At 69.8% G+C, this 11,567-nt stretch carries 6 protein-coding genes; 4 read left to right on the plus strand and 2 right to left on the minus strand.

What is annotated here, in order from left to right; genetic code table 11:
• Positions 1-192 precede the first annotated feature (192 nt).
• Complete coding sequence (gene secA, locus ACFWYM_RS20720) at positions 193-3,030, plus strand: preprotein translocase subunit SecA (protein ID WP_384838891.1); 2,838 nt, start codon at positions 193-195, stop codon at positions 3,028-3,030.
• Positions 3,031-3,131: 101 nt separating this feature from the next.
• On the opposite strand, the gene ACFWYM_RS20725 is transcribed toward secA, so the two are convergent.
• A complete protein-coding gene (locus ACFWYM_RS20725; RefSeq protein ID WP_384838894.1) occupies positions 3,132-3,578 on the minus strand; it encodes an Rv3235 family protein in 447 nt (148 codons plus the stop codon).
• 342 nt (positions 3,579-3,920) lie between these two features.
• Here ACFWYM_RS20725 and ACFWYM_RS20730 point away from each other — a divergent pair, with 342 nt between their 5' ends.
• Both ACFWYM_RS20730 and ACFWYM_RS20735 read left to right on the plus strand, forming a co-directional pair.
• Complete coding sequence (locus tag ACFWYM_RS20730) at positions 3,921-4,427, plus strand: DUF6912 family protein (RefSeq protein ID WP_384838897.1); 507 nt, start codon at positions 3,921-3,923, stop codon at positions 4,425-4,427.
• 213 nt (positions 4,428-4,640) lie between these two features.
• The gene (locus ACFWYM_RS20735; RefSeq protein WP_384838900.1) at positions 4,641-5,309 is read left to right on the plus strand and encodes an HAD family hydrolase; all 669 of its coding nucleotides are present in this window, start codon (positions 4,641-4,643) and stop codon (positions 5,307-5,309) included.
• A gap of 77 nt (positions 5,310-5,386) precedes the next feature.
• Here the strand turns inward: ACFWYM_RS20735 and ACFWYM_RS20740 are convergent, their stop codons facing one another.
• Positions 5,387-5,953, minus strand: a complete 567-nt coding sequence (locus tag ACFWYM_RS20740) for a DJ-1/PfpI family protein (RefSeq protein ID WP_384838904.1) — start codon at positions 5,951-5,953, stop codon at positions 5,387-5,389.
• Positions 5,954-6,530: 577 nt separating this feature from the next.
• Between ACFWYM_RS20740 and ACFWYM_RS20745 the strand changes: the two genes are divergently transcribed.
• Positions 6,531-11,477, plus strand: a complete 4,947-nt coding sequence (locus tag ACFWYM_RS20745; RefSeq protein WP_384838907.1) for an NAD-glutamate dehydrogenase — start codon at positions 6,531-6,533, stop codon at positions 11,475-11,477.
• The last annotated feature ends 90 nt before the right edge of the window (positions 11,478-11,567 follow it).

Below are 11,567 nucleotides of genomic sequence, written 5' to 3' on the forward strand. Positions count from 1 at the left end.
GATTTTTGGATGTCTGTGAGGTCTCTGTGAGGAGGTCATCACTTTTCGTGGTCGGATCCGGCACCTTCGGCGCTCCCCGTCCGTTGACGTCATGGCAGACCTCCCGGCGCGGCCGGGTCCTCGCTTACGATGGCCGTTGCCCTACGAGTAAACCGACCGTGCCAGGCCCGACCGGCAAGGAGACCAACCCCCGTGTCCGTCCTCTCGAAGATCATGCGTGCAGGCGAAGGCAAGATCCTGCGCAAGCTGCACCGCATCGCGGACCAGGTCAAGTCCATCGAAGAGGACTTCGTCAGCCTCTCCGACGCCGAGCTGCGCGCCCTGACCGATGAGTACAAGGAGCGGTACGCCGACGGCGAGTCCCTCGACGACCTGCTCCCCGAGGCGTTCGCCACGGTCCGTGAGGCCGCCAAGCGCGTCCTCGGCCAGCGGCACTACGACGTCCAGATGATGGGCGGAGCCGCCCTGCACCTCGGCTATGTCGCCGAGATGAAGACCGGTGAGGGCAAGACCCTCGTCGGCACGCTGCCCGCGTACCTGAACGCCCTGTCGGGCAAGGGTGTGCACCTGATCACGGTCAATGACTACTTGGCCGAGCGCGACTCCGAGATGATGGGCCGCGTCCACAAGTTCCTTGGCCTGACGGTCGGTTGCATCCTGGCCAACATGACGCCGGCACAGCGCCGCGAGCAGTACAACTGCGACATCACCTACGGCACGAACAACGAGTTCGGCTTCGACTACCTGCGCGACAACATGGCGTGGTCGAAGGACGAGCTCGTCCAGCGCGGCCACAACTTCGCGATTGTCGACGAGGTCGACTCGATCCTCGTGGACGAGGCCCGTACGCCGTTGATCATCTCCGGTCCCGCCGACCAGGCCACCAAGTGGTACGGCGACTTCGCCAAGCTGGTGACGCGCCTGACCAAGGGCGAGGCGGGCGAGCCCCTCAAGGGCATCGAGGAGACCGGGGACTACGAGGTCGACGAGAAGAAGCGCACCGTCGGCATCCACGAGTCCGGTGTCTCCAAGGTCGAGGACTGGCTGGGCATCGACAACCTCTACGAGTCGGTGAACACCCCGCTCGTGGGTTACCTGAACAACGCCATCAAGGCCAAGGAACTCTTCAAGAAGGACAAGGACTACGTCGTCATCGACGGCGAAGTCATGATCGTCGACGAGCACACCGGCCGTATCCTCGCGGGCCGCCGCTACAACGAGGGCATGCACCAGGCGATCGAGGCGAAGGAAGGGGTGGACATCAAGGACGAGAACCAGACGCTCGCGACGATCACCCTGCAGAACTTCTTCCGCCTCTACAAGCGTGAGGGTTACGCGAGTGGCCTGTCCGGCATGACGGGTACGGCCATGACCGAGGCCGCAGAGTTCCACCAGATCTACAAGCTCGGTGTCGTGCCGATCCCGACCAACAGGCCGATGGTCCGCGCCGACCAGTCGGACCTGATCTACCGCACCGAGGTCGCGAAGTTCGCTGCGGTGGTCGACGACATCGCCGAGAAGCACGAGAAGGGCCAGCCGATCCTGGTCGGCACCACCTCGGTCGAGAAGTCCGAGTACCTCTCGCAGCAGCTCTCCAAGCGCGGCGTCCAGCACGAGGTGCTCAACGCCAAGCAGCATGACCGTGAGGCGACGATCGTCGCCCAGGCCGGCCGCAAGGGCGCCGTCACCGTCGCCACGAACATGGCCGGACGAGGCACGGACATCAAGCTCGGCGGCAACCCCGACGACCTCGCCGAGGCGGAGCTGCGCCAGCGCGGCCTCGACCCCGAGGAGCACATCGAGGAGTGGGCTGCCGCGCTGCCCGCCGCCCTGGAGAAGGCCGAGAGGGCTGTGAAGGCGGAGTTCGAGGAGGTCAAGGACCTCGGCGGGCTCTATGTGCTGGGCACGGAGCGGCACGAGTCGCGCCGTATCGACAACCAGCTGCGCGGTCGTTCCGGCCGTCAGGGCGACCCCGGCGAGTCCCGCTTCTACCTGTCGCTCGGTGACGACCTGATGCGCCTGTTCAAGGCCCAGATGGTCGAGCGCGTCATGGCGATGGCGAACGTCCCGGACGACGTGCCGATCGAGAACAAGATGGTGACCCGCGCGATCGCCTCCGCGCAGTCCCAGGTCGAGCAGCAGAACTTCGAGACGCGGAAGAACGTCCTCAAGTACGACGAGGTCCTCAACCGCCAGCGCGAGGTCATCTACGGCGAGCGCCGCCGCGTCCTGGAGGGCGAGGACCTGCAGGAGCAGATCCAGCACTTCATGGACGACACGATCGACGCGTACATCTCGGCGGAGACCGCCGAGGGCTTCGCCGAGGAGTGGGACCTGGACCGGCTGTGGGGCGCCTTCAAGCAGCTCTACCCGGTGAAGGTCACCATCGAGGAGCTGGAGGACGCGGCGGGCGACCGTCAGGGTCTGACCGCCGAGTTCATCTCCGAGTCCGTGAAGGACGACATCCACCAGCAGTACGACGCGCGTGAGGAGCAGCTCGGCTCCGAGATCATGCGTGAGCTGGAGCGGCGCGTGGTCCTGTCGGTCCTGGACCGCAAGTGGCGTGAGCACCTCTACGAGATGGACTATCTCCAGGAGGGCATCGGCCTGCGGGCGATGGCGCAGAAGGACCCGCTGGTCGAGTACCAGCGCGAGGGCTTCGACATGTTCAACGCCATGATGGAAGGCATCAAGGAGGAGTCGGTCGGCTACCTGTTCAACCTGGAGGTCCAGGTCGAGCAGCAGGTCGAGGAGGTGCCGGTCGAGGACGCCGCGCAGACCTCGCTGGACAAGGACGGCGCGCAGGACGCGGTTCCCGCCGCCGCCGGGCGTCCGGAGATCCGCGCGAAGGGCCTGGAGGCCCCGCAGCGCCCGGCTCAGCTCCACTTCCAGGCGCCGAACGCCGAAGGCGGCGTCGACGAGGGCGACTTCGCCACGGAGCCGGACGGGGGCGTCCGTTCCGAGTCGGACGGCCTCACGCGCGCGGAGCGCCGTAAGGCCCAGAAGGGCGGCCGTCGCCGCAAGAAGTGACCTGAGGTGAGGGCGCCCGCTCTGAGGCGGGGCCCGAACCGGCGGAGGGCCGGGCGCTGTTGAGCGCCCGGCCCTTCGTCGTGCCGGGGCGCGTCCTTGCCTCAGCCGGTCTGGACGGCGGTGCACTTCCACCTCTGGTCGGCGCCCAGGTGGAGGCGGAAGGCGAGGGCGCGCAGGCTGGTGCCCGCGCCGATGCGGGCGAAGACCTCGTACACGCCGGGCTGCGGCTGGTAGTGGCCGATGCGGTGGACGGCGGGGGCGTGGCCGTTCACGTTCAGCGGGCGGCGTTCCGCGAGCTCGGCCAGGTCGTCGTAGGCGGTGTGCGCGATGTGGCGGGCCACCCAGTGCATCGGGCGCTGTCCGCTGAGGACGAGCAGCAGTCGGTCCGTGAACAGCTCGGTGGGGTGCGGTGGGGGCTGTGGGGGCCGGGGCGGGGTGCGCAGGGGGCGGCCGCCGGGGTGGCGGGTGTCCTGGCGGCCCGGCGGCCGGCCCGTGCCCGGCCGTGCGCCGGGGGGCCGGGTGCCCGGTCGTGACCTCGGCCTGGTCATCACCTTGCGCACGCTGCATCGCCTCCGCTCGGACGTCCGGCCCCGATCTCGGGTACCGGGAGGTAACTTCCGTCGGAAGATCTTGTACGGGGGTGGCGGCGGCCTCCGCAAGGCGGCCCGGAGCCCGGGGAGGGTGGCCCGGAGATTCACCTATCAGGTGTTCCGGGCGGGCCGAATCCCCGAAATCCCGGGGGTGGGCAGAGTGAAGAACGGGGCCTGGGTTGACGTCGGAACGGGCTTGGGCGGCAGCCCGATCGGGGACGCCGCACGTATCCTGAAGGCCCTTCCCGGAGCCTGCCGGCAGTCCGGCCGGAGCGGTCCCCCGAACGAAAGCGGCCAGCCATGCGCGTCTATGTCCCCCTGACCCTGCCCCGGCTCGCGGAGGCGCACCAGGCGGGCGAACTGGGGCCCGGGCCGCTGACCGCGTACGCCGTCACGCCCGCGCTGCGGGAGTGGTACGTCTCGGACGACATCGAGGAGCTGGAGTACGCGGCGCTCAACCGGGCCGCGCTCGCCTCGCTGCGGCTGCTTGCGGGGGATCCGTCGGCGGTGCGGCGCCGGGTCGTCGTGGCGGCGGACGTGCCGGACGGTGCCGCGATGGCCGATCCTGACCGGGGCCTTGACGAGGGTGCGCTCGGCGAGGTGCGGATCGCGGGTGCGCTGCCGCTGGCCAAGGCGGCGGCCGTGCATGTGGACGCGGACGACGCGGAGGCCGATGTGTCCGCGGCCGCGGCGGTGCTGGGCGCGGCGGACCAGGGTGACGACGACGCGCAGTTCACGGTGGACGGGGCCGAGGACCACGAGCTGCTGTGGTTCGCGACGCAGGAGATTCCGGGGCTGGTCGGCTGAGCGGCTGATCGGCCGGGTGTGGCCGCGTGCGTCTGTGTGCGGGCCGGGCTCGGGCTCGGCACGGGCTCACGGGCTCAGGTCGGGCGCAGCTCTCACGGGGCGCCGGCCGAGCTTTGGCCTGAGCGACCCTCGGTGGTGATCAGGGTCGGGTCCGGGGACGGTCAGGGATCTGCCGATGGTGGGCGGCCGGTGGCGGCGGGTACGTTCTTCGACATGGGGAAGCACGCACACGCAGCACACATCGTCTGGGACTGGAACGGCACGCTCCTGCACGACATCCACACGGTGATCGAGGCGACCAATGCCTCGTTCGCGGAGATCGGCCTGGCGCCGATCACGCTGGAGCGGTACCGCGATCTGTACTGCGTGCCCATACCGCGCTTCTACGAGCGGCTCATGGGGCGGCTGCCCACCGAGGCCGAGTGGGAGGTGATGGACGCCGTGTTCCACAAGCACTACTGGGCGCGGGCGGAGTCCTGCGGCCTCGCGGACGGCGCGGCCGAGCTGCTCGCGCAGCGCCGGGCGGCGGGGCGCACGCAGTCGCTGCTCTCGCTCGCCCCGCACGAACATCTGGTGCCGATCGTCCGCAAGCACGGCATCGAGGAGCACTTCATACGCATCGACGGGCGGATGGACACCTCGCACGCGGGCAAGGCCGACCGCATGGTGCGCCACCTCGCCGCGCTCGACGGCATACCGGCGGCGCGCACGGTGGTGATCGGTGACGCGGTCGACGACGCGGTGGCGGCGGCCCACGCGGGCGCTCACGCGGTCCTCTACACCGGTGGCTCGCACAGCCGCGCCAGCCTGGAGGAGGCGGGCGTGCCCGTGGTGGACACGCTGGCCGAGGCGGTGCGGGTGGCGGACGGGTTCGCGGCCTGAGCCGGCCTGGGCCCGCCTGGGCGGGGCCGCGCCGGGGCCGTCGTCGGCGTCGGGGCGCGGCTGCCTCAGGGGCCGCCTCAGGTGACCGGTGCCTTCGCCCGCAGCACCGTCAGGAACTCGCGCATCCAGCGGGAGTGGTCCGGCCAGGCGCGGGCGGAGACGAGGGTCCCGTCGACCACCGTCTCGGCGTCCTGGAAGGTCGCGCCCGCGGACTGGATGTCCAGCTCGAGGGCCGGATAGGCGGTCACGCGGCGGCCCTGGAGCCCGCCGATGGCCGCGGTCAGGAGGGGGCCGTGGCAGATCTGGGCCACCGGTTTGTCGGAGTCGAAGAACGCCTTGAGGATCTTCCGGAGCTCGGGGTCGTTGCGCAGATACTCGGGGGCCCGGCCGCCGGGGATCACCAGGGCGGCGTACTGCCCGGGGTCGACCTCGGAGAAGGCGAGGTCGGCGGGCCAGGTGTAGCCCGGCTTCTCGGTGTAGGTGTCGAAGCCCGGCTCGAAGTCGTGCACGACGAACTGGAGCTTCTTGCGGGCGGGGGCGGCGATGTCGACGTCGTAGCCCTCCTCGCGCAGCCGTTGATAGGGGTAGAGCACCTCCAGTGACTCCGCCGCGTCACCGGTCACTATCAGGATCTTCGCTGGCATCTCGCCGCACTCCCCTCGGCCGGGCCCGCCCGCCCGTCGGGCGGATCGCCTTGGCCAACGTGCCTCCACCGCGCCCCTTTGCCAAGAGGGCCACCCATAAGTCGGAGAGAGCCGGAAGCCACAAGAGAGCCGGAAGCCGTCCGCACGACCGTCCACGAGAGCGTCCACGAGGCAAGGAGAGGGGGAGTGGCTCGGTCATGGCTGGTTTCTGTGCAGAGTGGCAAAGTTTCACCTCATCTTTTGTACACATGCGGCTCATGACGGGTTACCGGTGCGGGGCGATAGCCTTGTCCCGTGATCAGCGCGATATCCCGCGGGGGCACGAGTGTCCCCGCCCTGCGCCCGGGAGCCACGGAGTACATCCGTGCCCGGGCGGTCGCTGACGCTTCCTCGCGGTGCGGCCGGCCGAGCCGGCCGGCAAGCCACTCAGCGAAGCCGCTGAATTTGGCGGATAACCGCCCGCTCATCGCTCATCGCGGCATAACGTCGACCTGGACCGGAGACCCCGCGTCGCGGCGTTATGTCACATCACTTCCTTCTACGTCACGCAACGGCGCGCGACAGGAGTCAGAGGACAATGCAGACCAAGCTGGACGAAGCCAAGGCCGAGCTGCTCGCACGGGCCGCCCGGGTAGCTGAGAACAGCCCGGTTGGGGGGCGCCTACCCACAGGGGCTCCGACCGGGTCGACGAGCGAGGCCGCGCCCGACCAGGACACCGCACTCGCGTTCCTCCAGCGCTACTACCTGCACACCGCCCCCGAGGACCTTGCCGACCGTGACCCGGTCGACGTCTTCGGAGCCGCCTTCTCGCACTACCGGCTGGCCGAGAACCGCCCGCAGGGAACCGCCAACGTCCGGGTGCACACCCCGACGGTCGAGGAGAACGGCTGGACGTGCAGCCACTCCGTCGTCGAGGTGGTCACCGACGACATGCCGTTCCTCGTCGACTCCGTCACCAATGAGCTCTCCCGCCAGGGCCGCGGCATCCACGTCGTGATCCACCCCCAGGTCATCGTCCGCCGCGACGTCACGGGCAAGCTCCTCGAGGTCCTGTCCGCCGACGCCTCGACGGAGCGCCCGCACGACGCGCTCACCGAGTCGTGGATCCACGTCGAGATGGACCGCGAGACCGACCGGGCCGACCTGAAGCAGATCACCGCCGACCTGGTGCGCGTCCTGTCCGACGTCCGCGAGACCGTCGAGGACTGGGAGAAGATGCGCGACGCGGCGCTGCGCATCGCCGATGAGCTGCCCGGTGAGCCGACCGCCGTCGACCTGCGCGACCAGGAGGTCGAGGAGGCCCGCGAGCTGCTGCGCTGGCTCGCCGACAACCACTTCACGTTCCTCGGCTTCCGCGAGTACGACCTCACCGAGGACGACTCCCTCACCGCGGTCCCCGGCACCGGCCTCGGCATCCTGCGCGCCGACCCGCCGCACGACGGCGAGGACCACCACCCCGTCAGCCCGTCCTTCAGCCGGCTGCCCGCCGACGCCCGCGCCAAGGCCCGCGAGCACAAGCTCCTGGTCCTGACGAAGGCCAACAGCCGGGCCACCGTGCACCGCCCGAGCTACCTCGACTACGTCGGCGTGAAGAAGTTCGACGCCGAGGGCAACGTCATCGGTGAGCGCCGCTTCCTCGGTCTGTTCTCCTCGGCCGCCTACACCGAGTCGGTGCTGCGCGTCCCCGTGATCCGCCGCAAGGTCGACGAGGTCCTCAAGGGCGCCGGGTTCTCGCGCAACAGCCACGACGGCCGTGACCTGCTGCAGATCATGGAGACGTACCCGCGCGACGAGCTGTTCCAGACCCCGGCCGACGAGCTGCGCTCCATCGTCACGAGCGTCCTGTATTTGCAGGAGCGGCGGCGGCTGCGGCTCTACCTGCGACAGGACGAGTACGGGCGCTACTACTCGGCGCTCGTCTACCTGCCCCGGGACCGCTACACCACGGGCGTGCGGCTGCGGATCATCGACATCCTCAAGGAGGAACTGGGCGGCACCAGCGTCGACTTCACCGCCTGGAACACCGAGTCGATCCTCTCCCGCATCCACTTCGTCATCCGCGTCGCTCCCGGCAGCGAGCTCCCGGAGCTGTCCGACGCCGACAAGGAGCGCATCGAGGCCCGTCTCGTCGAGGCCGCCCGCTCCTGGGCCGACGGCTTCGCCGAGGCGCTGACCGCCGAGTGCGGCGAGGAGCGGGCCGCGGAGCTCCTTCGCCGGTACGGCTCCGCCTTCCCCGAGGGCTACAAGGCGGACCACACGCCGCGTGCCGCCGTCGCCGACCTGGTGCACCTCGAGCAACTGACGCACGGCAAGGGCGACTTCGCGCTCAGCCTGTACGAGCCGGTGGGCGCCGCCCCCGGTGAGCGCCGCTTCAAGATCTACCGGCTCGGCGGCCAGGTCTCCCTCTCGGCCGTCCTGCCCGTGCTGCAGCGCCTCGGCGTCGAGGTCACCGACGAGCGCCCGTACGAGCTGCGCTGCTCGGACCGGACCAACGCGTGGGTCTACGACTTCGGTCTGCGCATGCCCAAGGCGCTCAACGGCAACGGCGACTACATGGCCGACGACGCCCGCGAGCGCTTCCAGGAGGCGTTCGCCGCCGCCTGGTCCGGCGAGGCCGAGGTCGACGGCTTCAACTCCCTGGTGCTCGGCGCCGGGCTGAGCTGGCGGCAGGCGATGGTGCTGCGCGCCTACGCCAAGTACCTGCGCCAGGCGGGCTCCACGTTCAGCCAGGACTACATGGAGGACACCCTCCGGAACAACGTCCACACGACGCGGCTGCTCATCTCCCTGTTCGAGGCCCGGATGTCGCCGGACCGGCAGAGCGCGGGCACCGAGCTCATCGACGGCATCCTGGAGGAGCTGGACGGCGCCCTCGACCAGGTGGCGAGCCTGGACGAGGACCGCATCCTGCGCTCGTTCCTCACGGTGATCAAGGCGACGCTGCGCACCAACTTCTTCCAGGAGGCGGCGGGTGGCAAGCCGCACGCGTACGTCTCCATGAAGTTCGACCCGCAGGCCATCCCGGACCTTCCGGCGCCCCGCCCGGCGTACGAGATCTGGGTGTACTCGCCGCGGGTCGAGGGAGTGCATCTGCGCTTCGGCAAGGTCGCGCGCGGTGGTCTGCGCTGGTCCGACCGCCGCGAGGACTTCCGTACGGAGATCCTCGGCCTGGTGAAGGCGCAGATGGTGAAGAACACCGTCATCGTGCCGGTCGGCGCCAAGGGCGGCTTCGTCGCCAAGCAGCTGCCCGACCCGTCCGTGGACCGGGACGCGTGGCTGGCCGAGGGCGTCGCCTGCTACAAGATCTTCATCTCGGCGCTGCTCGACATCACCGACAACCTGGTGGCCGGAGAGGTCGTGCCCCCGGCGGACGTCGTGCGGCACGACGAGGACGACACCTACCTCGTGGTCGCCGCAGACAAGGGCACCGCCACGTTCTCCGACATCGCCAACGAGGTCGCCGAGAGCTACAACTTCTGGCTCGGGGACGCCTTCGCCTCCGGTGGCTCGGCCGGCTACGACCACAAGGGCATGGGCATCACCGCGCGCGGCGCCTGGGAGTCCGTGAAGCGGCACTTCCGGGAGCTCGGCCACGACACCCAGACCGAGGACTTCACGGCGGTCGGCGTCGGCGACATGAGCGGCGACGTGTTCGGCAACGGCATGCTGCTCAGCGAGCACATCCGGCTGGTCGCGGCCTTCGACCACCGGCACATCTTCATCGACCCGAACCCGGACGCGGCCACCTCGTACGCGGAGCGGCGCCGCCTGTTCGAGCTGCCGCGCAGCTCCTGGGCCGACTACAACAAGGAGCTCCTTTCGTCCGGCGGCGGGATCTTCCCGCGCAGCGCCAAGGCGATCCAGCTCAACGCGCACATCCGCGAGGCCCTCGGCATCGAGACGGGCGTCGCCAAGATGACCCCGGCCGACCTGATGAAGGCCATCCTCCAGGCCCCCGTCGACCTGCTGTGGAACGGCGGCATCGGCACGTATGTGAAGTCGAGCGCCGAGTCCAACGCCGACGTGGGCGACAAGGCGAACGACGCGATCCGCGTGGACGGCCAGGACCTGCGGGTCAAGGTCGTCGGCGAGGGCGGCAACCTCGGCCTGACGCAGCTCGGGCGCATCGAGTTCGCGCGCTCCGGCGGCCGCATCAACACCGACGCGATCGACAACAGCGCGGGCGTGGACACCTCCGACCACGAGGTGAACATCAAGATCCTGCTGAACGCGGTCGTGGCCAACGGCGACATGACGGTCAAGCAGCGCAACAAGCTGCTCGCCGAAATGACCGACGAGGTCGGCCAGTTGGTGCTGCGCAACAACTACGCGCAGAACACCGCCCTCGCCAACGCCGTGGCCCAGTCGCCGTCGCTGCTCCACGCCCACCAGCGCTTCATGCGCAGGCTCGGCAAGCAGGGCCACCTCGACCGGGGCCTGGAGTTCCTGCCCACCGACCGGCAGATCCGTGAGCTGCTCAACGCGGGGCGCGGCCTGTCGCAGCCGGAGCTCGCCGTGCTCCTCGCGTACACGAAGATCACCACGGCGGACGAGCTGATCCAGACGACGCTGCCCGACGACGCGTATCTGCGTCGCCTGCTGCACGCCTACTTCCCGCAGGCGCTGCGCGAGAAGTTCCCCGAGCAGGTCGACGGGCACGCGCTGCGCCGCGAGATCGTGACGACGGTGCTGGTCAACGACACGGTGAACACCGGTGGTTCGACCTTCCTGCACCGGCTCAGGGAGGAGACGGGCGCCTCGCTCGAGGAGATCGTGCGGGCGCAGCTCGCGGCCCGCGAGATCTTCGGTCTCAGCGAGGTCTGGGACGCCGTCGAGTCCCTCGACAACGAGGTGCAGGCCGAGATCCAGACGCAGATCCGGCTGCACTCGCGCCGCCTCGTGGAGCGCGGCACGCGCTGGCTGCTCAACAACCGGCCGCAGCCGCTGCAGCTCGCCGACACCATCGACTTCTTCAGCGAGGGCGTCGCCCAGGTCTGGGCGGAGCTGCCGAAGCTGCTGAGCGGTTCGGACCTGGAGTGGTACCAGGGCATCCGGGAGGAGCTGACGGAGGCCGGGGTCCCGGAGGAGCTGGCGCAGCGGGTCGCCGGGTTCTCCTCGGTCTTCCCGGCGCTCGACATCGTCGCGATCGCGGACCGCACCGACAAGGACCCGATGGCGGTCGCCGAGGTGTACTACGACCTCGCCGACCGGCTGCACATCACCCGGCTCATGGACCGCATCATCGAGCTGCCGCGCGCGGACCGCTGGCAGTCCATGGCGCGCGCGTCGATCCGCGAGGACCTGTACGCGGCGCACGCGGCGCTGACGTCCGACGTGCTCTCGGTGGGCAACGGCGCGTCGACGCCGGAGCAGCGGTTCAAGGCGTGGGAGGAGAAGAACGCGGCGATTCTGGGCCGCGCGCGGACGACACTGGACGAGATCCAGGGCTCGGACGCGTTCGACCTGGCGAACCTGTCCGTGGCCATGAGGACCATGCGTACGTTGCTGCGTACGCACTCGTAGGCATCACCGCGCCGAGGGGGCGCCCACAGCGAGTGATGTGGGCGCCCCCTCGCGCGCGTCCGGCCGGGCGGGGTCAGAAGCCGGTTTCCG

Source organism: Streptomyces sp. NPDC059009 (genome assembly GCF_042740175.1).
Classification (GTDB): Bacteria; Actinomycetota; Actinomycetes; order Streptomycetales; family Streptomycetaceae; genus Streptomyces.

What these genes read in the sequence shown, in the direction of transcription:
- ACFWYM_RS20725 (WP_384838894.1), bottom strand. Translation starts at nt 3,578, where the DNA reads ATGACCAGGCCGAGGTCACGACCGGGCACCCGGCCCCCCGGCGCACGG.
- ACFWYM_RS20730 (WP_384838897.1), top strand. Translation starts at nt 3,921, where the DNA reads ATGCGCGTCTATGTCCCCCTGACCCTGCCCCGGCTCGCGGAGGCGCAC.
- ACFWYM_RS20735 (WP_384838900.1), top strand. Translation starts at nt 4,641, where the DNA reads ATGGGGAAGCACGCACACGCAGCACACATCGTCTGGGACTGGAACGGC.
- ACFWYM_RS20740 (WP_384838904.1), bottom strand. Translation starts at nt 5,953, where the DNA reads ATGCCAGCGAAGATCCTGATAGTGACCGGTGACGCGGCGGAGTCACTG.
- ACFWYM_RS20745 (WP_384838907.1), top strand. Translation starts at nt 6,531, where the DNA reads ATGCAGACCAAGCTGGACGAAGCCAAGGCCGAGCTGCTCGCACGGGCC.